The sequence below is a fragment of the Geminocystis sp. NIES-3708 genome, from assembly GCF_001548095.1.
Lineage (GTDB): Bacteria > Cyanobacteriota > Cyanobacteriia > Cyanobacteriales > Cyanobacteriaceae > Geminocystis.
Window position 1 is genome coordinate 2,045,727 of sequence record NZ_AP014815.1, and the last position, 21,727, is coordinate 2,067,453.

At 30.2% G+C, this 21,727-nt stretch carries 22 protein-coding genes; 5 read left to right on the forward strand and 17 right to left on the reverse strand.

The annotated features are described in order from the left end of the window. Positions 1 to 5 precede the first annotated feature (5 nt). From GM3708_RS09035 to GM3708_RS09090, 12 genes are all read right to left on the reverse strand, one after another. Positions 6 to 470, reverse strand: coding sequence for an SDR family NAD(P)-dependent oxidoreductase (locus GM3708_RS09035; protein ID WP_082714046.1), 465 nt, complete (start codon positions 468 to 470; stop codon positions 6 to 8). 68 nt (positions 471 to 538) lie between these two features. After that, complete coding sequence (locus GM3708_RS09040) at positions 539 to 811, reverse strand: hypothetical protein (RefSeq protein WP_066345780.1); 273 nt, start codon at positions 809 to 811, stop codon at positions 539 to 541. 72 nt (positions 812 to 883) lie between these two features. Continuing rightward, positions 884 to 1,201 carry a hypothetical protein gene (locus tag GM3708_RS09045; RefSeq protein ID WP_066345782.1) on the reverse strand — a complete coding sequence of 106 codons (318 nt, stop codon included), beginning with the start codon at positions 1,199 to 1,201 and terminating at the stop codon, positions 884 to 886. A gap of 78 nt (positions 1,202 to 1,279) precedes the next feature. Further along, positions 1,280 to 1,642, reverse strand: coding sequence for a hypothetical protein (locus tag GM3708_RS09050; protein ID WP_066345784.1), 363 nt, complete (start codon positions 1,640 to 1,642; stop codon positions 1,280 to 1,282). Positions 1,643 to 1,779: 137 nt separating this feature from the next. After that, positions 1,780 to 2,538, reverse strand: a complete 759-nt coding sequence (locus GM3708_RS09055) for a glycosyltransferase family A protein (protein ID WP_066345787.1) — start codon at positions 2,536 to 2,538, stop codon at positions 1,780 to 1,782. A 172-nt stretch (positions 2,539 to 2,710) separates the two neighbouring features. Then, on the reverse strand, positions 2,711 to 3,922 hold the full coding sequence (locus GM3708_RS09060; RefSeq protein WP_066345788.1) for a glycosyltransferase family 2 protein: 1,212 nt from the start codon (positions 3,920 to 3,922) through the stop codon (positions 2,711 to 2,713). Positions 3,923 to 3,948: 26 nt separating this feature from the next. Further along, positions 3,949 to 4,632 carry a glycosyltransferase gene (locus GM3708_RS09065; protein WP_066345795.1) on the reverse strand — a complete coding sequence of 228 codons (684 nt, stop codon included), beginning with the start codon at positions 4,630 to 4,632 and terminating at the stop codon, positions 3,949 to 3,951. Positions 4,633 to 4,639: 7 nt separating this feature from the next. Further along, the gene (locus tag GM3708_RS09070; RefSeq protein WP_066345798.1) at positions 4,640 to 5,338 is read right to left on the reverse strand and encodes a glycosyltransferase; all 699 of its coding nucleotides are present in this window, start codon (positions 5,336 to 5,338) and stop codon (positions 4,640 to 4,642) included. A 9-nt stretch (positions 5,339 to 5,347) separates the two neighbouring features. Beyond that, on the reverse strand, positions 5,348 to 6,031 hold the full coding sequence (locus tag GM3708_RS09075; RefSeq protein WP_066345801.1) for a glycosyltransferase family A protein: 684 nt from the start codon (positions 6,029 to 6,031) through the stop codon (positions 5,348 to 5,350). A 14-nt stretch (positions 6,032 to 6,045) separates the two neighbouring features. After that, entirely contained in the window at positions 6,046 to 6,741 is a 696-nt protein-coding gene (locus GM3708_RS09080) for a glycosyltransferase family A protein (protein ID WP_066345803.1), read from the reverse strand. Then, positions 6,741 to 7,796 carry a hypothetical protein gene (locus GM3708_RS09085; protein ID WP_066345806.1) on the reverse strand — a complete coding sequence of 352 codons (1,056 nt, stop codon included), beginning with the start codon at positions 7,794 to 7,796 and terminating at the stop codon, positions 6,741 to 6,743. The genes GM3708_RS09080 and GM3708_RS09085 overlap by 1 nt, the downstream gene beginning before the upstream one ends. Before the next feature lie 163 nt (positions 7,797 to 7,959). Continuing rightward, positions 7,960 to 8,415 carry a PqqD family protein gene (locus GM3708_RS09090; RefSeq protein ID WP_066345809.1) on the reverse strand — a complete coding sequence of 152 codons (456 nt, stop codon included), beginning with the start codon at positions 8,413 to 8,415 and terminating at the stop codon, positions 7,960 to 7,962. A gap of 353 nt (positions 8,416 to 8,768) precedes the next feature. Between GM3708_RS09090 and GM3708_RS09095 the strand changes: the two genes are divergently transcribed. From GM3708_RS09095 to GM3708_RS09110, 4 genes are all read left to right on the forward strand, one after another. Next, positions 8,769 to 9,869 carry an ArsA family ATPase gene (locus GM3708_RS09095; protein WP_066345810.1) on the forward strand — a complete coding sequence of 367 codons (1,101 nt, stop codon included), beginning with the start codon at positions 8,769 to 8,771 and terminating at the stop codon, positions 9,867 to 9,869. A gap of 266 nt (positions 9,870 to 10,135) precedes the next feature. After that, entirely contained in the window at positions 10,136 to 11,629 is a 1,494-nt protein-coding gene (gene crtH / locus GM3708_RS09100) for a carotenoid isomerase (RefSeq protein ID WP_173645009.1), read from the forward strand. A gap of 99 nt (positions 11,630 to 11,728) precedes the next feature. Beyond that, the gene (locus tag GM3708_RS09105) at positions 11,729 to 13,006 is read left to right on the forward strand and encodes an ATP-grasp domain-containing protein (protein ID WP_066345815.1); all 1,278 of its coding nucleotides are present in this window, start codon (positions 11,729 to 11,731) and stop codon (positions 13,004 to 13,006) included. A 184-nt stretch (positions 13,007 to 13,190) separates the two neighbouring features. Next, positions 13,191 to 14,141 carry a hypothetical protein gene (locus GM3708_RS09110; protein WP_066345817.1) on the forward strand — a complete coding sequence of 317 codons (951 nt, stop codon included), beginning with the start codon at positions 13,191 to 13,193 and terminating at the stop codon, positions 14,139 to 14,141. A gap of 19 nt (positions 14,142 to 14,160) precedes the next feature. Here the strand turns inward: GM3708_RS09110 and queF are convergent, their stop codons facing one another. The 3 genes from queF to GM3708_RS09125 all read right to left on the reverse strand — a co-directional run bounded on the left by queF (position 14,161) and on the right by GM3708_RS09125 (position 17,328). Then, positions 14,161 to 14,556, reverse strand: a complete 396-nt coding sequence (gene queF / locus GM3708_RS09115) for a preQ(1) synthase (protein ID WP_066345820.1) — start codon at positions 14,554 to 14,556, stop codon at positions 14,161 to 14,163. Positions 14,557 to 14,749: 193 nt separating this feature from the next. Beyond that, the gene (gene tig / locus GM3708_RS09120) at positions 14,750 to 16,120 is read right to left on the reverse strand and encodes a trigger factor (RefSeq protein WP_066345823.1); all 1,371 of its coding nucleotides are present in this window, start codon (positions 16,118 to 16,120) and stop codon (positions 14,750 to 14,752) included. A gap of 212 nt (positions 16,121 to 16,332) precedes the next feature. Next, complete coding sequence (locus tag GM3708_RS09125) at positions 16,333 to 17,328, reverse strand: glycosyltransferase family 2 protein (protein ID WP_066345826.1); 996 nt, start codon at positions 17,326 to 17,328, stop codon at positions 16,333 to 16,335. Between the two features lie 149 nt (positions 17,329 to 17,477). Here GM3708_RS09125 and mreC point away from each other — a divergent pair, with 149 nt between their 5' ends. Beyond that, the gene (mreC, locus tag GM3708_RS09130; protein ID WP_066345828.1) at positions 17,478 to 18,236 is read left to right on the forward strand and encodes a rod shape-determining protein MreC; all 759 of its coding nucleotides are present in this window, start codon (positions 17,478 to 17,480) and stop codon (positions 18,234 to 18,236) included. Between the two features lie 24 nt (positions 18,237 to 18,260). Here mreC and rlmN read toward each other — a convergent pair whose 3' ends face one another. Both rlmN and gyrB read right to left on the reverse strand, forming a co-directional pair. Continuing rightward, on the reverse strand, positions 18,261 to 19,280 hold the full coding sequence (rlmN, locus tag GM3708_RS09135; protein ID WP_066345836.1) for a 23S rRNA (adenine(2503)-C(2))-methyltransferase RlmN: 1,020 nt from the start codon (positions 19,278 to 19,280) through the stop codon (positions 18,261 to 18,263). A 349-nt stretch (positions 19,281 to 19,629) separates the two neighbouring features. Continuing rightward, positions 19,630 to 21,567: a DNA topoisomerase (ATP-hydrolyzing) subunit B gene (gene gyrB / locus GM3708_RS09140; RefSeq protein WP_066345838.1), complete on the reverse strand. Its 1,938-nt coding sequence runs from the start codon at positions 21,565 to 21,567 to the stop codon at positions 19,630 to 19,632. Positions 21,568 to 21,727: the final 160 nt, after the last annotated feature.

Below are 21,727 nucleotides of genomic sequence, written 5' to 3' on the forward strand. Positions count from 1 at the left end.
AGTTATCACTGTACCAGTGGTAAAATGAGAAAAATAATTGTGGAGGCTAAATAAACGGCACTTCTACCGATATAACAAGGATTGATGGAACTTTGATGAAAGGGTATATATTGGTGATAATATGGTTTTTTTTTTTCATCTTCGGCTACCCATCCGGGCGCAATACCATTAACTCTAATATTATAAGGTGCTAAATTGATCGCTAATTCTTTGATTATCATCGCTAATGCCGTTTTCGATGCACTATAACTAACGAAACGAGATATTGCAGATTTATGGGTTGATGTAATAAATACTATACTTTTTTCTTGTGGATTATTAATCATCATTTCTACTATTTTTTGCGTCAAATACATGGGTTTAAAAACATTTGTATTAAATATCCTTTCCCAATCTTCTAAATCTATATCTTTAATGCCTTTTATATAATTATTAATGCCAATATTATTAATTAAAATATCAATATTAATATTATTTTCTTGAAAAACTTATCAACAAATCAATCTCTTGGGTGTTATTTATATCAAAAACAAAACTTTTATATTTGATGAAATAATTCTCTAATTCTAACTCTAATTGTTGACATCTTTACCTTATCTTTGTCCATAAAATAAATGTTACCGCCTTGTTTTGCCATTTCTATAGCGATACTTTTACCGGCACCAGTAATTAAGATATTTTTATCAGCTAATAATTGATTATCATAAACTTTACTGGGTTCTTTTTCTTTTAATTGAATAACTTGTTTAATGCTTTTTTCAGGATTAATAAATGTATTAATCGCAATTCTAAACCTATCTTTAATTTTCATAATTTATAAATATATACTATATTCAGTTCCTTTAATAAAATCTATGACTTCTTGAGCATTTTCTACATCATCTCAGACACTATTTAAGAAAACTTTTTTCATTTTTGTAGTTACCGAAACAGACTGCAATCCTAGATAATCAAAAATAATGTTAGCAGTATTTTGATGCTCTTTTGAGTGTAAGAGATTGTTTTTATCGATTATTTTTAAATGAGGTATTTTCTTCATAATTTCTTGTTCTTGTATTGCTAAAGATTCTGACGATTTCATCTGCTTAATTAATTTATTTACATCAATATTAATAGAATTTCGTTTTAATTTATCTTCTGGTCGATCATGCCATTTTTGACGAGTATTTGCTTGAATCTTAGAAATAACTTTATTTAACAAATTCTCCCTATGTAAATAGATAATTTTCCAGTTATTTTGATGAAAGTCATTAATAATATTTTTTAGAGTAAAATTGAGTTATTTTATAGAAATTTTTACTAATTGATCAAGTTTTACATCACAACCATAATTTTTTTTATTACTTTTTAAACTCTGACTTTCCGCATATATACAAGGAAAAAATACTTTTTTAAAATGGACATTTATAAATTTTAGGAAAATTTCACCATCACAAAAAATATCAGGATGACAATTTAATAAATTTGCCAATAAAGTACTACCCGTCCGATAATGAGCAAAAACAATAAATTTTTTTTCGAGTATATTAGACTCATTTACAAAAAATTTTATATAATCACTTAATTCATTTTTTCTAATGCCAGCAAAAATTTTAAAATTATTCAAAAATTTATTCATAGAATTGGAATTAGAATTAGACATCCACAGAATTTTCAATTTAAATTAATTTAAGTATTGAAATCATTAAAATTATATCCTATAGTTTATTGTTATTTATGATTAATATAGTCTCGCTAAAATTTTTTATACAATAATTATTGAAGAGGTTTATATTAATATTAAAATTTGGGTGACATACCTATATATTGAAGAAGACTAATATTAGAATTACTCAATATTTTACCTTGTTCTTGACAACGAAGAGAATGCTGTCTGAGAATTTTTAATAAACCCAATTCAATAACATTTTTATCTTTAGTCATATTAAATTCGTGTTGACAATAAAACAAAAAAACTTCTTGTAAAACTACTTTAGAAATATTATTTTCCCAAGCTCGAAAAAAGAAATCTACATCTTCTCCATAGATCATTTTTTCATTAAATAAACCAATTTTGTCAAACAGTGATTTACGATAAGTACCACTATCTAAACTAATAAAATTATAAGGTTCAGATAAAGGTGTTAGAATATTTTCTCTATTATCATCATATACTATTATTTTCATCTTCTGTATTAAACCCTGAACTATGTCAACAGTGGGATTTGTTAGTAAATATTTTACTTGATTGTTGAGCTTATTTTCAGCCCATAAATCATCCACATCCAAAAAAGTAATAAAATTTCCTTGAGCTATTTTTATGCCTTTATTTCTTGCAGATGCTGGCCCTTGATTTTCTTGATATATATATTTAAAGTTATCATTTAATTCAGATATAATTTTAGCGGTATTATCTGTTGAGCCATCATCAATAAAAATAATTTCTAAAGGGTGATAATTTTGTTTTTTTACGGTTTTGATCGCACTTTTAATAAACTTTTCCCCATTATAAACAGGGATAATTATGCTAACTAGAAATTGATCTTTATTGATACTCATATTGATCACATTTATACAATTGATTTAGATTACTATATTATTAACTAACTCTTTAATTTTTCATCGTTTGATCTACAAATTACTCATATTTCTATAATTTTCCATTTTTTAGTTAAACAAATTTGTACTTTTTATTTCTCTTATTAATAATATATATGATAATAGCTAATTATCAAAAATCACAGTTCATTATTCCTAACTCTACCAATTGTTGACTATTTTGAAATCTCACAGAATGCTGAGAATCATATAAATTTAAAGTTTCATTTTCGTTAATAACTTTCGCATATTGATTATATTGCATCCCCTCGCCAAAATGTTCTTTTCTGATAACTTCACTTTGTACATAATCGTAAAAAGATGAGAAAAATTTGAAGTGTAATAAACAACCCGTTTCATTAGCAATTTCTTCTTTTAAACAGTTTGTGGAGTGTTGCCCACCTGTTAATACTCTATCTTCTGTATATTTAATTAAGGGAACTTTACTGAGATAATAGTCACCTTTAGTACCAAAAATCCGTTGTCTAACTCCCCCTATATAGACAGTTTGGTTTTTATAAGAACTTCCTAAATCATATTTATCATGGTAAAATTGGCGATCAAAATAAGGACAAACTTCAACAAAATTCTCTCCCGGTGTATATAATGTATCTTTGATAGGAATATCAGAATACATATCTAAAAGAACACAGGTAAATGCCCTTTTTTGCAGACAATCTAACTTATAACACAGTTCAGGAATAGTAATTTTTTCTGCATTAGGATAGAAAAAAAGTTCATCAGCATCAACGATTAAACACCAATGATTTAAGCCATATTTTCTCAGCAAAATCTCAAACCAAGCCGAACCAAAATTAGCAAGATTAAAAGAAAGATTACTTTGCCACAAATAAACATCATTTTGTGTTAGTAAATATTCCCTAGTATTATCCGTTGATTGATTATCAATGATAAGAAATTTAGCAATACCTTTTTCTCTGTAATAAGACAAAAAATAGGGAAGACGAGGTGCTTCATTTCTCACCACCACACAAACTAAAATATCCCTAGATTGCAGATTAATTTTTTTTGAATGTTGACGCTGAAGTTGATAAAATTCAAAAGCAGAATCAATGCCATCTTTTTCAATTAAAGTATTAATTAAACATTTATGAATTTCCGCTTCATTAGAATCAATATTAATAGCTTTAATTAAAATTTGTAAAGCTAAATCTAATTGTTTTTGTTGAAAGTAAATTTTACCTAAATAAAAATGTGCTTGAAGATGATTCGATTGCAGTTTTATTGTTTCTTGATAACCTTTAATTGCTGGTTCTATTTTTCCTTTTAAATGCCATGCTCTAGCTAATCGAAATTTTACTTCAGCAGATGTTTTTTTCTCCATAAAAAATTTTTAATTAACTTTACATTTTATTTTACTTCATGACGACGACGATCCAAAGATGCCTTAATTATTTTTACATAATCACTGCGATCTTTTTTGTCAATAATTCCCATATTAGTATCATGAATCCTTCTTTTTAAGAGTACTTCAGGACAAACAAAACTTTTGATTCCTTGCTCACAGGCTTTTAAATACCAATCAATAAAATCGCCTAATTTTAGACTAATATCAAATAAGCCTATCTGAGAAAATACCTCTTTTTTTGCTAACATAGTTCCTTTTACATAGCCTTTCATTATCTCATTAGGAAGATCTATTTTATCTTGAATATTTGTGTCTAACTCTGGACTAATAAATTGTTGAATATGAGCAAATACTATACTTACTTGAGTATTTTTTTTTAAAACTTTTATTTGTAAATTTAACTTATTTTCTGTCCATAAATCATCAGAATCAAGAAAAGCTATAAATTCACCTTTAGCCACTTTTAACCCATGATTTAGAGCCGAAGAAATCCCACTATTTTCTTGATAAAAGTATCTAATTTTTGAGCCAAAACTTTTAATAATTTCTGCACTTTTATCCGTTGAACCGTCATCAATTACGATAATATCTAGGAATTGATAAGTTTGTTTTAAAACACTTTCTATAGCTTCAGATACATATTTTTCACGATTATAAACAGGAATAATTACACTAATTAATGACATAATTTTTTTATTTATTCTTACTTAAATTTTCTCTTTTACGATGAATTGATTCTCTTAAAATTTTGAGTAAATTTTGATTATTTTCAGGACGATTTAAAGAAATATTATTGTTATGTATTCTTTTATTTAACAGAATTTTATCGATAACTTTTATAAAAATATTAGCATCTTGACACCTAGCAAACCAATCAACATCTTCTGCTACCCAAAACTCAGAATTAAAGTTGCCAACTTTTTCAAAGACACTTTTTTTGACCATTAATGTTTCCATAATTTTACCCACATGATCACCTTCTAATAATTCAGTTTTAAATCCTGATGGTGGCAAATTTCCTTCTTCTAAAAAAAATTTTACTTTGCCTATAACACCTTGAACTTGTGGATTATCAATCATATAATCTACTTGGATTTTTAGCTTATCATCAGTCCAAATATCATCACAAGAAAGAAAAGTAATTAATTCCGCTTTTGCCTCATCAATTCCTTGATTATAAGCATCGGCTATTCCTTGACTATTTTGTAAAAAATAACGAATTTGAGAATAACATTGAGCAATAATTGGGGTTTTATCATTAGAATTACCATCAATAACAATAATTTCATAGTTTTTATAAGTTTGATTTAAAACACTTTCAATAGCAGTTTGTAAAAATTTTTCACCATTTTTAACTACTATAATTACACTAACTAATGGCAAATTTATCATATATTTATTTTATAAGTTTTTACGACGATCTAAAGACATTTTTAAAGATTTAAGAAAAGCAGAATAACTATTTTTTCTATCTCTACTTACATTACTATCATGAATACGATAACATAACACACTTTCTGAAACTATTATTTGATTAATATTCGCTTCTTTTATTCTTAAAAACCAGTCAACATCTTCACTGGAAGATAAATTAGGATCAAAATTACCCAGCTTTTCAAATACTGATTTTTTATATAATCCAGCACCTAAATTAACATTAATAGTGGAGTTTGAAAATTCCTCAAAATACTCTTTTTCTTCGTTTTTTTCTTTCAATAATAAACACTGTACATAACCTATAGCTACTTCTACATAAGGATCTTTTTTAAAACAATTGACTAATAATTCTAAATGATCATCAGTCCATAAATCATCGGCATCTAAAAAAGCAATATACTCTCCCTTCGCTATTTTAATACCATTATTTCTAGCGATAACTGGACCACTATTTTCTTGATATATATATTGAATATCCTGAAAACTTTTAGCAATTTTAGCAGTATTATCCGTTGAACCATCATCAATTAAAATAATTTCTAATGGTTGATAATTTTGCTTAATGACACTTTCTATAGCATCTTTTAGATATTTTTCAGCGTTAAAAGCAGGAATAATTACACTAATAAATGGGTTTTGAATAATCATATGATAATTATTAATTAAAGATTATTTTGCTTATTTTTACGTTGAATAGATGCTCTAAGAAAACTTAATACATCAGATTTCATCTCCTCAATATTATGGGATTGATTAGCATCATGAATTCTTTTTAATAAAACTATTTCTGGTATTATATACATGGATAAACGAGCATCAATAGTTTTTAATAACCAGTCTGAATCATTACCATGTTTATAGCTTGAATCAAAATAACCAATTTGATTAAAAATAGATTTTCTTGTTAATAAAGCACTTAATAAATAGGCAGGAGTTATAGTCTCTAAATATTCTTGTTTTAGCCATTTAGGTTTTTCTATTCCTGACTCTAAAAATATTTTTTGTTGTCCTAATACATAACTTATATCAGAGTGATCCTTAAGATAATTTATTTGTAAACTTAATTTATTTGGTGTCCATAAATCATCTTGATCTAAAAAAGCAATATAATCTCCCCCCGCTATTTTAATACCATTATTTCTAGCGATCGCCGGACCACTATTTTCTTGATATATATATTTAATATTCTGAAAACTTTTAGCAATTTTAGCAGTATTATCCGTTGAACCATCATCAATTAAAATAATTTCTAATGGTTGATAATTTTGCTTAATGACACTTTCTATAGCATCTTTTAGATATTTTTCAGCGTTAAAAGCAGGAATAATTACACTAATTAAAGGATTATTTATATTCATTATTTTGTCTTTAGAAAATTGAAAATAATCGATGATATTTGTTTAATCTCTGTACCTAAATTAAGATAATAACAAGGAAGTTGATTAACCACATTAGTCATTATTTTACAGGCTTGTTCCCCAGTATGAGGTAACTGTTTAATCGTACTAGGAATCAAAGAAGATAATCCCATAATTGATGATGTTTTTTCTAAATAACTATCTTTTTCTCCTGTAATTCTCGGAATTAAAACCGCTTTTAAAGGAAAAGTTTTAATAATTTTTTCAGGAAAATGCTCATGTAAAAAATAAAGAGCTTTTTCTTCCCCAAGGCGATCGCTATTACTGATAATCGGTTTTAAAAATGGCAATCTATCCACATCATCAGGTTTTTTCTTCCCCGTTGAATAAACACTATGAGCTCTTGGTATAGGATTAGTCGTGATTAGACTATAATCATCACTGAGGTAAAATAACTCAGAATCAAGACAAGATAAAGCCGTTGTTGACTTACCACTGCCTCCTTTCCCCACTAATAATACTCCTCCATCAGGTAATCCTACCGCTCCACCGTGAATAAGTTGTATATTTTTCTGACTTAACCAAACTTGTAAAATACTGCGTAAAGGTGAGCTAGTTTCCCAATAAGGAACAAAATTGGCATTATTTACCCAATATATTCCTAAATTCCGCTCTAAATCTAGTAAACTCAGAGCATTTGCTCCCCATTGAAAAGATGTATAAATCTTATCCGAATTTAAACCAATAATTTCACCCCGTTTTTGAAGATGATTTCTTTGCCAAGGGGGAGGAGGAATTTTTACCCCAGTAGAATGACTATCCCAAAGATAAATATTTAAATCCGCTGAAGAAACTTCATCGATTTTAAGATGATATAAAGCAGGAATAATTTTAGAAATTAAGTCAGAAGATGCAAAATTTAAACAGATATTAAAACCAGCAATTTGATAATAATAAGAGATATTTTGAGATTTTATTACTGCTTGATGATAATAAGAATAAATATCATTAAAAAACTCTAATGGTTGTGGAAAAGAATCTAAATTATTATTCATAGGCAATAACTATTTTAATTTTGTCTGATTTTACCTGTGGAATTGTTTAATCTTTTGGGTTTTGAACTTAACTTATAAACGACAATTTTTTCATAACTAAAACGTTCTGAAGCTCTATTAATTTGACTTTATTTAGCTTTGCTTTAATTCTTTGGCTTTGGTTTTAAATTAGAGTATCAATTTTAGCATTAGGCCATCCCATTTCGTCCACTTCATGAATGGGATCGAGTGTCAATAATTCTTCCATATCGGTATATTTAGTTAATTTGGGTGGTATAAAAAAAGGTTTATTCGTATTTATATGTTCTTTAATTATTGTATTTTTTTTAGATATATTTTGAGGAGCAAGATCAGCAATAATAATTTCTTCTATTAATAATTGTTGACAAAAATCTTGAATTTGAATAATTATATCATCTTCATTACCTGAATACTTTTGAATAATTAATTTAATAATTTCTTCTTGACTAATACCGTTTTCTATATAAGACCAAATTTCTGCACTTATATCAAGAAGACTATAATAGTAACCCTTTTTGAGATTAACAATTACCACTTCACCATCAATAGTTTCTTGAACTACTTTTGGGGTATTAATTTTAAAATAGTTTAGTAACATGATTATCTTTTTCTTGTTTCAAGCTCGGCTAACATTTTATGATAATCTTACTACAATGAGTAGATCAAAAACAAAAATAATATTTATTTCAAGCTACTGACTCTACCTGATAATAACTACCAAAATTCAATTAAGGATAATCAGATTGAAACTTTTCGTAACTATTAAAATTTAAGCCAAGACAATGACACTAAAAGTCTCAATGTTAATTTTAGTGATGAATCACCAAATATTATTTCTTAATTCTAAATTTTCTCAATTATAATCTTACAACTCGTATAAAATCGTTATGGTCTTATTTCTAGTTTAATATTTTATTAATCATTACCGTAAATTAATTTTTAATTATTAACATGGCTTTTATACTTACATTTTTAGGTAAAGGTGGCATTGGTTGCACCACAACTGCCATCGCATCGGCGAAAAAATACGCTCAATTAGGCAAAAAAGTTTTATTAGTGGTGCAGGATTCCACACCATCTTTTCTTTTACAAATAGGAGTTGAAGTAAAATCTATCGTCACGGAAATAAGCTCAAATTTAGATGCCATTCAATTACAAAGCAGTCAATTATTAGATGACAGTTGGGAAGAATTAAAAAAATTAGAAGCGAAATATTTGCGATCGCCTGTACTAAATAATATCTTTGCCCAAGAATTAGCTTTATTCCCTGGTATGGATGATGCTTTAGCGTTAAATTATCTCAGAGAACAAGATCAAACGGGAAAATATGACGTAATTATTTACGATGGTAAAAGTAGCCTTAATATTGTGAGAATGTTTGGTATCCCTGAAACCTTGAGTTGGTATATCAGAAGGATGCGAAATTTGTTAGAAAATTCGGATATTATAAAAACTTTATCGCCCTTTGTGCAACCAGTCACTAGCGCTGTTTTAAATGTTTCTTGGAGTGTGGATAATTTTGCAGAACAACCTAGTAATGAAGCTAATCAGATTTTAGATCAAGGTAAAAATGCTGTCAATGATCCCAATCGAGTATCGGCTTTTCTTATTACCAATTCTACCCCAGAAGCCATCGCTACTGCTCGATATTGGTGGGGAAGTGCGCAACAAGTGGGCTTAACTGTGGGAGGTGTGTTACTAAATCAAAGGGAAATTACCCCAGAAATTGAAACCGCTTTTAATCTTTTAACCATTAATTCTATTCCTAACATGGAATCTAGCAACTTAGAAGAATTATCTTCAGCTTTACCAGACTTTCAAAAACAAGCACTTAAAGCACCAAAACCTTTGACTATTGATACAAATAATCGAGAAGTTCGGATCTTTTTGCCCGGATTTGACAAAAAACAAGTAAAATTAACTCAATCTGGTCCAGAATTAACTATTTCTGCGGGAGATCAAAGACGTAATATATTCTTACCGCCACCATTAAAAGGGCAATCTGTCAAGGGTGCAAAGTTTCAGGATGCTTATTTAATCGTAAATTTATAATAATATTTTCATAAGGCAATAGCAAAGGTATCAAGATTAGACATCTCTCAAAATTAAAATATATTTAAAATGAGAATTTCTCAATTGTAATAACCATTGCAAAAGTGCCTGACTTTTTGAAAAAGTCTATTGAATTCTGAATCCTGATTCTTAACCTTACCAATATCTCAGAAATGAAAAAGGATTGCCATAAACCAATTTTTTTTGGAGCAACTAAAGGCTAAACTTATATAAGCTAGATTTTAGGTAAATCAAAGATCGAGATTATGAGTGAGTATCAAGTAATTGTAATTGGCTCTGGTATTGGTGGTTTAGTCACAGCAACCCAATTAGCGGCTAAAGGAATCAAAGTTTTAGTTTTAGAAAGTTATCTTATCCCCGGTGGTAGTGCCGGTTATTTTGAAAGAGAAGGTTATCGTTTTGATGTAGGTGCTTCGATGATTTTTGGCTTCGGGGAAAAAGGCACTACCAATTTATTAACCCGTGCTTTATCTGCTGTCAATGCCACTATGGAGACTATACCAGATCCCGTACAAATTCACTATCATTTACCTAATAATCTTGATTTAAAAGTTCATCGAGATTATGATAAATTTTTGCAAGAATTATATAATCATTTTCCAGAAGAAGAGAAAGGGATTAAAAGTTTTTATAATGAATGTTGGCAAGTGTTTAACTGTCTTAACTCCATAGAATTACTTTCTCTTGAGGAAATTCGCTACTTAACTCGTGTCTTTTTTCAGCATCCGTTATCTTGTCTTGGGTTACTTAAATATTTATCTTTAAATGTTGGTGATGTTGCTCGTAAATATATCAAAAATCCTGAATTACTTAAATTTATTGACATGGAGTGTTATTGTTGGTCAGTTGTACCAGCAGATTTAACTCCGATGATTAACGCTGGAATGGTATTTTCTGATCGCCATTATGGCGGGATAAACTATCCTAAAGGAGGAGTTGGTAAAATAGCAGAAACTTTAGCCGAAGGTTTACAAAACCTAGGGGGAGAGATTCATTATCAAGCAAAAGTTAGGGAAATTATTATTAAAAATAATCAAGCCATAGGAGTAAAATTAGCCAACGGCAAAGAATATTTTGCTCAAAAAATTGTCTCTAACGCTACCCGTTGGGATACTTTTGATAAATTAATCGATAAAGATAAAAAACCGAAAAAAGAAAAAAAATGGCAGAAAAATTATCATCAATCTCCTAGTTTTTTAAGCCTACATTTAGGAGTTGAAGCCAGAGTTTTAGCACATAATCCAGAATGTCATCACATAATCTTAGATAAATGGAATAACTTAGAAACCGAACAAGGTACAATTTTTGTTTCTATACCTACTTTACTAGATCCAAGTTTAGCACCTGAAGGTTATCATATCATCCATGCTTTCACCCCAAGCTCAATAGAATATTGGGAAAACTTATCATCACAACAATATGAGTATAAAAAAGAAGAAGCCGCTGGGCGTGTAATTGAGCGTTTAGAAGAAATTTTCCCTCACTTAGATGCTGGTTTAGACTATATGGAAATTGGCACTCCCCGCACCCATAGACGCTTTTTAGGTAGAATTAATGGTACATATGGACCGATTCCTGCTAAACGTCTTAATGGTTTATTATCAATGCCTTTCAATCGTACAGCTATCAAAAACTTATATTGTGTCGGAGATAGTACATTTCCCGGACAAGGTTTAAATGCCGTGGCTTTTTCTGGTTTTAGTTGTGCCCATCGTATCGCTGTTGACTTGGGATACTAAGCAATTAATCATGTAGAATTAATAATTATTTTTGATGTTCAATTATTAGTATTTATTCCAAATATTTATTTATTATTTAATTATTTATTACTTATCTCAATGGATTTATTAGAATATCAGGCAAAACAATTATTTGAGCAAGTGGATATTCCTATCTTACCTTCTCAATCCATTTCAGATCCTAGTGAATTAAAAAACTTGCATATTCCTTATCCTATTGTTTTAAAATCTCAGGTTTTGGCTAGTGGTAGGGCAAAAGCAGGAGGCGTGAAATTTGTCGAAAATACGATTGATGCTATTGCCGCCGCCCAATCTATTTTTAATTTACCGATAGAAGGGGAATATCCAGAAGTAATTTTAGCAGAAGCTCGTTATGATGCTGAGAATGAGTTCTTTTTAGCTATTATGCTTGATTATGCTTTAAAAAGACCTGTTTTACTCGGCTCGTCTCATGGTGGTATTAACATTGAGATATTATTAGATAATTTACAAACCTGTGTTATTGAAGAAGAATTTTCACCTTTTTATGCCCGTCGTTTAGTTAAACAAATGGGTTTAACAGGGAAAGCTATTGCTTCTGTTAGTAAAATCATTGAAAAAATGTATGATTTATTTCTAACTCATGATCTTGATATTATTGAAATTAATCCTCTAGCTATTAATGCTAATGGTGAAGTAATGGCTTTAGATGGCAAAATTAGACTTAATGATTATGCTTTAAATCGTCACCCAAATTTGTTAAAATCTCTTACAAGAGAAACTCATCAAGCTTCTTCGACAACGAATCAATATCATCATTACAATTCAATAGCTAAAGAAGTTAATAAACCAATTTTAACCTTAGATTTTGATAGTAATTTAGCAATTATTTCCGACGCTATTGATACAACTATCTTTACTGTGAATTTTCTCATTTTTAAGGAACAAAAAATCAATAGTTGTTATCTTTTACTTAATGAAAATATCAAAAATAAAAAAGAACAAGTTGATGAATTATTTTCGAGTATTCTTGATAATTCTAATATCGATGTAGTTTTAATTAATGTTTCTTGTTGGAGTGATATAATTGATTTATTGATTCAGAAAATAGAACAATATTTTCAAAAACAAACTCCTATTTCTGCTATACGTAGTGAAGATAGAGCTGATAGGGCTACAGGAGTAAGATTTTTCCAAACAGAATCTTCTTGGAAAAAAAAATCTTCTCAACCTATCAGGCAAATTCATTGGATTTTAAGAGTTTCTACTTCTGATATTCTCATCTCTCCAGAAAAATTAAATGGATTACCAATTCACTATATCAACGAATTAGAAAATACAATAGCACTAACAATAAAATATTCTCAATTAGCTTTAAAACAAAAGGATTTAAGTTAATATATCATTCAAACTTCTTTGATTATAAATCCTGTCTCTTACGATTAGCTCTTATTCGCAAAATTCCTCAAAAATCGCCATTAAGAGTAAAGTTTTATTGCATTATCAGTCAAAAAAAAGTAATCTATAATACCATATTCTGAATGTATAAAATATCATCATATTTTCAGAGGATTAATATTATATGGCTAGAAGAAAAACTGGAACAACCACTGGTTTAATGACTGTTAAATCCAAAGTCAATTTATCTCTTACCAGTAAAGCAACTGAAACATTAGAAATAATTAGTAAACAAACTGGATTAAGTAAATCAGCTTTATTTGAAAATATTTTAAGTGGCACTATTTCTATTTCTAGTCATACAGCAAATCAAGTGGTAAAAATTACAGGAGATGCTGATTCTTTAACCAGTGAATTAACAGATAATAATACCGAAAATGATATTTTGTCCCAAGATAATGATATAAAAAATAAAAGTGCAAATGAAGCAATTAGTAAAGAATTAGAACAACAGAAACAACACATTGAAAATTTAGAAAAACAAGTTATTACCCAAGAAAAATTAGTAGTCGAAAAAAATCAAGCTAATGAATCTTTGGCGAGAGAATTAGAAACACAATTAGTCAAAATTAAAGCCTTAGAATCAGAGGCTAAATTACTACAAAAAAATCATAAAAATAATAGTGAATTAATCTCACTTAAACAAAACCTAGAAAAAAAAGATCAAGAATTAAATAATCTTAAAGCTGAATTAGCGTCCTTGAATTCTCATGGGAAAAAGACAGAAGAAGAATTTAAAAAATTAATCGATGATCAGAAAAAAACTATTGAAAAATTGAATCAACAAATTGCTAATCTCGAAAAACAAATATCAGAATTAAATAATAGCAATCAACAAGCTCAAGAAACCATTATTAAATATAAAAATTTACAAACAGAATTAGAAATAGAAAAAAATCGTATTCTCTCTCATAATAAACAAAACAAAGATTCTATTAATAGTAAATTAGCTAGTATTAATGAACAGCAAAAAAACACCATTTATCAGTTAGAATCTCGTATTGCTGAATTAGAAACTGTAGCCGCTATAGGTGAACAAACTCTTAATAAATGGCGTTCAAAAATATATAATTAATCATTAGAAATTAAAAAAATTATTTATTTTTATCGTGTTTAACTTCAATAACAGTATGGACATTTCCACGGGGGTAGAAATCCCCTTTTACTGTTATCGATAAAGGATCACAAGCACTGACAAAATCATCTAAAATTTGATTGATAGATTCTTCATGAGAAATATAACGATCACGATAACTATTAATATAAAGTTTGATGGCTTTTAATTCTACAACTTTCTCATCTGGAGAGTAATTAATATAAATTGTAGCAAAGTCAGGATAGCCAGAAAAAGGACATTTACAGGTAAATTCAGGCAAAGTAATACTAACATTATAAACTCTCCCAGGGCGAGGATTCGCAAAGGTAATTAAGCTACCTTCTTCAATGGCTCTTTCACCATATTTTACTTCAGAAAATTGATTTTCAGACATAATATTTCCAATAAAATAAATAAATCAGTGATAAAAATTACAGTAGGCAATTGCCTTTAAATCTAACTAGGGTTTATTGAATATGAAAAATAGTGCAATTAATAACAAAAAAATAGAAACTTACATTAATTGATAGTTAATTATAAATATCAAAAATTTAAGTTTCTAAAATATCATTTTTGTCAATTAAAACTTAGTTATTAGTCTCAGAATTTTCTTCTTCAGTCGATTCTTCCTCTTTAGTTAAACTACCCAAAGGCACTAATTCTACCTGAGTTTTTTCTTGCAACCAATCAAGAGTTTTTTCTGCTAATAAATCGTGCTTGACATATTTTTGTAATTTTACTTCATCCACATCACGATCTTTAAGAGTCGATTTAATTTCGACAGTTTTAGCAGTTACTTCTTCATCACTGACAGTAATCGATTCTTGCTCGGCAATTTTCTCGATAATTAAGGTAGTATGCAGATTTTTACTAGCTTCAGGTTTAGCAGTTTCACGCATATTCGTGACAACATCACGAGTGAAAAACTGATTAACATCCATGCCGTAACTTTGAAGTTGATTAGCAGTTTGTAAAAGAATATTTTGTACTTCTTCCTCTAACATTGTATGAGGTAATTCGATACTTGTATGCTTTAGTAATTCGGTTACAATAGCACTATGAATATTTTGTTTAGTATCATTAGCCGCCTTTTCTTGATACTGTTTTTCTAAAGATTCTCTTAAGGCTGCCATAGTCTCGAATTCGCTAACTTCTTGTGCAAATTCATCGTCTAATTCAGGTAATTCTTTTTCTTTCAAATCTTTAAGGGTGACAGTGAAAACAACAACTTCTCCCGCTAAATCTTTTTGGGCATAATCTTCAGGGAAAGTTAAAGTGAGTTTTTTCGTCTCATCAATTTTCATTCCCACAACACCTTCAAGAAAGCCCGGAATAAATTTACCCTCTGCTAAATCTACTTGATACTCTTGAGCATCAGTTCCCGGAATTATATCACCTTCTTCACCATTTTCTGTAGGTTTACGTCCCTCAAAATCAATAACTGCCACATCACCCATTTGTGCGTTGCGATTTTCTACAGGAATTAAAGTCGCTAATTTTTGACGACGTTCATCGATTAATTTATCGACATCTTCACTATTATAAACTACTTCTTCCGCTTGTACTTGTAAACCTTGATACTGTCCCAAATTGACTTCAGGAGGCACATCTACTGAGGCTTTAAAAGTAAAACTTCCATCAGGTTGATAGACATTCACTAATTCTTCAAAATCTGAGATTAATTGATAGTTTCCTAAAACATTAATAGATTCTTGTTCAATTGCTTTTTGGATACTTTCTTGAATTAATTCCTCTAAAACAGCACCTTTTACTCTTAGACTACCGATACGTTGCAATAAAATTGGACGAGGAACTTTTCCCTTACGAAATCCTGGAATATTAGTAGTTTTAGCTATTTCTTTAACAACTTTTTCGTAGGTATTTTTTGATGTTTCTGCAGGAATCTCGATTTCTAAACCGATTTGACTAGCAGGAAGTTTCTCCTGAGTTATTTTCATAAAAATTACTATTTTTCCTTTTAACGAGTCACACGTTACGATAACAATTTATATTTATACTTGTTTAGCAGACAAATTTTGCTCAACTTTACTAGCATATCATAAATGTGATCATTCTTTGCTACTTAAAATATTAAAACCTGCTAATATAATGATTTTATTATTGTATTGATTTTGATTTTAGAGAATATTTGATATTAATCGACAGTAATTTAATTTTTATATTCAATAATACTTGCTTTTTGTTTAGTTATTTTTTTTAATAGGTATTGATATTGTCCAATAAATTGAGGAAATTTAGATAAAACACACCAAAAAGAGTATAGTTTAGCATCTTTTTTACTATCTCCAAAATTAAGACGATAACGATAAATTTTGATCATTAAAAAGAAGTAGCCAAAAAGTAAAAATAAACTAAAACCTTTAGTGATTAAAATTAAACTAAAAGCAAAAAAAGGTATAATCAATCCCCATAAATAACCACTAAAATATTCTTTTTTCATATAATTTTCTGGTGGTTTTCCGTGCATAAAATAACCTTCTGCCACTGCCCAACCTCCTCTAATGCTACGTTTCCACCATTGACTAAATTTAAACATCGCAGCATCATGTAAAGTCATATCGAGATCTAAACGTTCAATTTTCCAGCCTTTTTCTCGCAGTCGAATACACATTTCCGGTTCTTCTCCACAAATTAAACTAGGATTATAACCATTTACTTGTTTGAGTGCTTCTAATCGCATTAAAGCATCTCCTCCACAAGCTTTTGCTTCTCCTATACTGGTATTCCATTCCATGTCAATCAAACGATTATAAAGAGATTTATCAGGGAATTTTTCTTTTCTTCTACCACAAACAATAGCTAATTTTTCATTCTTTTCTAATTTTGCGATCGCTAATTGTAACCAGTTAGGCAATAATTCACAGTCACCATCGAGAAATTGAATATATTGAGTATCAGGATAATGATTAATAATATATTCCAAGCCCATATTTCTTGCTCTTGCGGCGGTGAAAGGTATTGATAAATCAAGGTTAATAGTAATAACACCTAATTCCTGAGCTTTTTTAACACTATCATCAGTTGACCCAGAATCGATATAAATGATAGGTGCATTTTGTGGTAATTCTTTTTTTAATGATAGTAAACAATTTACAAGACGAACGCCTTCATTTCTACCAATGATTATAACTGCAAGATAAGTCATAGGAAATAAATGATATTATTGACATAATTATCATAGAAAAATTATTGCAATGCTCTATTATAAGTAAAAAAGAAAGGGAACAGAGATTGACAAGGAAGTGTATATTTAATTGTTGATAATAAATTGATTTTGATATTAGATTTAAGGCTTTGAAATTTCTCTATCGCTGGTGGCAAAAATATGGTATTCAATTAATCTTTGGATTGGCTAGTATCCTTATCGCTTTACAGGTTTACTATAGTCAAGGGGCTTTTATTTCCGAAACTTTATATCGTCTTTCTCCTTCTTGGCTATCAAATTCTCAAATTGATCGTCAAGGCTTATATAAAGAGCGTACTATTCAAGAGTTAAGTAATAAAATAGTTGCTTTAGAAACTCAAAATCAGAATCTAAAAAAAATAGTTCAATATATCGAAAAATCACCAGATCCATTAATTCCTGCTAGAGTTATTGGTAGAAGTCCTGATGCTTGGTGGCAGGTGATTACGATTGATGTTGGTAGTAATAAAGGCATAAAAGTAAATCATGTTGTCATGAGCGTTGGTGGTTTGGTAGGTAGAGTAACACAAGTAAGTGCGAATACTAGCCGAGTTTTATTGGTAAGTGATTATAATAGTCGAGTAGGTGCAACCCTTAGCAGGAATGGTTATCAAGGTTTTATTAAAGGACAAGGTACAAGTATTGGCTTAATGGAATTTTATGCCAAAGTTGGAGATGTGAAGATTGGGGATGTTGTCACAACTTCTAATGTTAGTAGTATTTTTCCCCCAGATATACCTATTGGCAAAATTTTTGCTATTGATCTCAACAAAAGTCCTGCACCAGAAGCACAAGTAGAATTCACTGCTCCTGTTAATTTTTTGGATTGGGTGGTAGTCGATTTAGCTGAAAAATCTGTTTTTCCATAGCTTTCTGATTCCCATTTGCTAACCCTAATTAACTGTAGCCCGTAATTGCCCACAAGCCGCCGAAGCCTCTAATCCACGAGAATAACGAACACTAACGGTGATATTTTCTTGTTTCAATCTGTTTAAAAAATCATTAACTCTCTCCTTTGACGGGCGTTTATAATCTACTTCGGAAATTGGATTATAAGGTATAAGATTAACATGGGTTTGAAATCCCCGTAAGTGTTGTGCTAATTCTTGAGCGTGTTGAGGTAAATCATTAATTCCTGCTAGTAAAATATATTCAAATGTTACTCTTCTTCCTGTGATTTTTACATACTCTCGACATTCTTTTAATAGTTGTGAGAGAGGATAATGATTAGCACTAGGAATTAGTTTTTCTCTGGTTTCTTGATTAGAAGCGTGAAGACTCACGGCGAAAGTTATTTGTAGTTGGTGATGTGCTAATTCTAATATTTTTTGCGGTAATCCTACGGTAGATATTGTAAGCGATCGCTGACCAATACCAATATCTTCATTGATTGATTTTATGGCTTTGATAACTTCAGGTAAATTCAACAAAGGCTCACCCATACCCATAAACACCACATTAGAAACCCTTTCGCCAAAGTCTTTTTGTATTGTCAAAATTTGATCGATAATTTCATGGGCTTTAAGATTACGGGTAAAACCGCCTTTCCCAGTGGCACAAAAATCACAACCCATAATGCAACCTACTTGAGAAGATACACACACCGTTAATCTTTTACTGGTAGGAATTCCCACAGCTTCGATGATCAATCCATCCGCTAATTTTAATAAATATTTACGAGTTTGATCTGGTGCTGTACTATAGTGATGAATTTGCGATCGCCCAATAATATTGTTATCTTGAATCTCTCGCCATTTTTGGGGAAAAACAGTCATATCTTGCCAAGAACTTGCACCCTTTTCATATAACCATTGATAAAGTTGTTTTCCTCGATAGGATGGTTGTTCTTGTTGTATAATCCATTCTGTTAATTCGGGTAATGATTTTCCTAATAATACTTCTTGACTTCCCATAGTTGATTAATAATATAAAATGTAAAGTTTTTCTCTTGGTTTTAAAAGATGCAAAATTAATTGTATATAGACAATCGGTTTAAAGCCATTGTTATCATAGCTTTGAGAAAAATAAAATCCACAATTAATTTTACATACTCACTTATCTGTTTTATCTTGATCATTTTTCTTGTGTCAAACTGAGGCGATTTGGTGAAACTTTCTTTCTTAGAAAATATAGTAGGACTTTTGGCTAGAGAAATTCAATAGTCTGTAATCAAGAGAAACCAGAAATATTAGTATCTTTTTTTACCTATTCACTGGTTCACTCTATCTTATTTGGGTATTTTTTTGATATTGGATGGGGTGACTATACATCTAACTGAGTTAAATTTAAACCAGGTCCATGAGTTTCAATAAATTCTCTTCGTGGTGCAACACGATCACCCATTAATACAGTAAAAATATGATCCGCTTGAGCCGCATCTTCAATTTCAACCCTCTTCATCATACGAGTTTCAGGGTTCATCGTCGTATCCCACAATTGTTGAGGCATCATTTCACCTAAACCTTTAAAACGCTGAATATTATAGTTGGCATTAGCAGGAAATTCAGCTATTTTTTGCTGTAACTCTCTATCACTATAACAGTAGAAATAATTTTTACCTCTTTCTAGTTTATATAAAGGAGGACAAGCAATATAAATATAACCTTGTTCTACTAATTCTCGTTGATAACGATAAAAAAAAGTTAATAAAAGAGTCCGAATATGTGCACCATCTACATCAGCGTCAGTCATAATTACAATACGATGATAACGTAGTTGAGTCGGATCAAATTCATCTCCTCGAATGCCTAATCCTAAAGCCGTAATTAAGGATTGAATTTCATTATTTTTATAGATTTTCGCATCATCGGTTTTTTCGATGTTAAGAATTTTACCCCGTAACGGCAAGATAGCTTGAAAACGGCGATCACGCCCTTGTTTTGCCGAACCTCCTGCACTATCTCCTTCTACAAGATATATTTCAGATTCGGAAGGATCACGAGAACTACAATCTGCAAGTTTACCGGGTAAAGGAGAAGATTCTAATACAGATTTACGTCTAACTAACTCCCTTGCACGACGAGCGGCTTCTGCTGCTTTAAAAGCTTGTACTGCTTTTTCAATTACCGCATCAGCTACATGGGGGTTAAATTCTAAATATTCATTTAAAACTTCTCCCACTAAAGAATCAACAATACCTCTGACTTCAGAGTTACCTAATTTAGTCTTAGTTTGTCCTTCAAATTCAGGATCTGGCACTTTCACGGAAATAACTGCCGTTAAGCCTTCTCTAACATTTTCTCCCCCCAAATTTGGCTCATTTTCTTTAATTTTGTTCCGTTTTCGGGCAATATTATTTAAAGTTCTGGTTAAAACAGTTTTTAAACCTTCTAAGTGTGTACCACCATCAATCGTACGAATGTTGTTGGCAAAGCCTAGAATAGTGTCACTATAGGAGTCGATACACCACTGAAAAGCTACTTCTACTTGTACGCCGTTTTTCTCCCCTTCTACATAAATAATATCTTGGTGTAATACTTCTTTTTCTCTTGTCATATAAGTGACATATTCTTTGATGCCACCTTCATAACAATAAGTTTCGATACGTTCAGGAGTAACACGGCGATCGCTAAAAGTAATTTTAACTCCAGCATTAAGATAAGCCAATTCTCTGAGTCTGCCTGAGAGGGTATTATAATCAAACTCCGTTGTTTCAGTAAAGATTTGGTTATCAGGTAAAAAACTGATAGATGTACCCGTAGCATTATCAGTGGAGGGATTAGCAATTAACTCCGTGACGGGATTACCCCTTTCATAGCGTTGGGTAAAAATTTGTTCTTGACGTTTAACCGTAACTTTTACCCACTCAGAAAGAGCATTAACCACGGAAATACCAACACCATGTAAACCACCAGAAACTTTATAGCCTCCACCGCCGAATTTTCCTCCAGCATGAAGTACTGTCATAACTGTTTCTAATGCTGATTTTTTGGTGGTAGGGTGAATATCTGTAGGGATTCCTCTACCATCATCGGTGACGGAGACAGAACCATCAGCGTTCAGTTCTATTTCTATATGACTACAATGACCGGCTAAAGCCTCATCGATAGAATTATCAACTACTTCATAGACTAAATGATGCAAACCTCTAGGTCCTGTTGTACCAATGTACATACCCGGACGTTTTCTAACGGGCTCTAACCCTTCAAGAACTTGAATTTGTTCCGCACCGTAGTTTGTTGTCTGGTTTTTTGTACTCATCTATTTTTTAACTCCAATTCAAGGCTTTTTTCGGCTATTTTTCCTTGAATGATATTTTTATCAAAAATTATAACACATAACAGAATACCACGATTTAAACATCGATTCAAGGCTTATTCATAAAAGGATAGGAGATGAAAAATTTAAGTAATAAGTTAAA

Bases quoted from the DNA above. Each gene is read 5' to 3' on its own strand.
- GM3708_RS09055 (WP_066345787.1), bottom strand. From the start codon at position 2,538: ATGAGTATCAATAAAGATCAATTTCTAGTTAGCATAATTATCCCTGTT.
- GM3708_RS09075 (WP_066345801.1), bottom strand. From the start codon at position 6,031: ATGATTATTCAAAACCCATTTATTAGTGTAATTATTCCTGCTTTTAAC.
- GM3708_RS09110 (WP_066345817.1), top strand. From the start codon at position 13,191: ATGGCTAGAAGAAAAACTGGAACAACCACTGGTTTAATGACTGTTAAA.
- GM3708_RS09085 (WP_066345806.1), bottom strand. From the start codon at position 7,796: ATGAATAATAATTTAGATTCTTTTCCACAACCATTAGAGTTTTTTAAT.
- GM3708_RS09065 (WP_066345795.1), bottom strand. From the start codon at position 4,632: ATGTCATTAATTAGTGTAATTATTCCTGTTTATAATCGTGAAAAATAT.
- GM3708_RS09090 (WP_066345809.1), bottom strand. From the start codon at position 8,415: ATGTTACTAAACTATTTTAAAATTAATACCCCAAAAGTAGTTCAAGAA.
- GM3708_RS09080 (WP_066345803.1), bottom strand. From the start codon at position 6,741: ATGAATATAAATAATCCTTTAATTAGTGTAATTATTCCTGCTTTTAAC.
- GM3708_RS09070 (WP_066345798.1), bottom strand. From the start codon at position 5,338: ATGATAAATTTGCCATTAGTTAGTGTAATTATAGTAGTTAAAAATGGT.
- GM3708_RS09040 (WP_066345780.1), bottom strand. From the start codon at position 811: ATGAAAATTAAAGATAGGTTTAGAATTGCGATTAATACATTTATTAAT.
- gyrB (WP_066345838.1), bottom strand. From the start codon at position 21,567: ATGAGTACAAAAAACCAGACAACAAACTACGGTGCGGAACAAATTCAA.
- tig (WP_066345823.1), bottom strand. From the start codon at position 16,120: ATGAAAATAACTCAGGAGAAACTTCCTGCTAGTCAAATCGGTTTAGAA.
- rlmN (WP_066345836.1), bottom strand. From the start codon at position 19,280: ATGGGAAGTCAAGAAGTATTATTAGGAAAATCATTACCCGAATTAACA.
- queF (WP_066345820.1), bottom strand. From the start codon at position 14,556: ATGTCTGAAAATCAATTTTCTGAAGTAAAATATGGTGAAAGAGCCATT.
- crtH (WP_173645009.1), top strand. From the start codon at position 10,136: ATGAGTGAGTATCAAGTAATTGTAATTGGCTCTGGTATTGGTGGTTTA.
- GM3708_RS09105 (WP_066345815.1), top strand. From the start codon at position 11,729: ATGGATTTATTAGAATATCAGGCAAAACAATTATTTGAGCAAGTGGAT.
- GM3708_RS09125 (WP_066345826.1), bottom strand. From the start codon at position 17,328: ATGACTTATCTTGCAGTTATAATCATTGGTAGAAATGAAGGCGTTCGT.
- GM3708_RS09050 (WP_066345784.1), bottom strand. From the start codon at position 1,642: ATGTCTAATTCTAATTCCAATTCTATGAATAAATTTTTGAATAATTTT.
- GM3708_RS09060 (WP_066345788.1), bottom strand. From the start codon at position 3,922: ATGGAGAAAAAAACATCTGCTGAAGTAAAATTTCGATTAGCTAGAGCA.
- GM3708_RS09095 (WP_066345810.1), top strand. From the start codon at position 8,769: ATGGCTTTTATACTTACATTTTTAGGTAAAGGTGGCATTGGTTGCACC.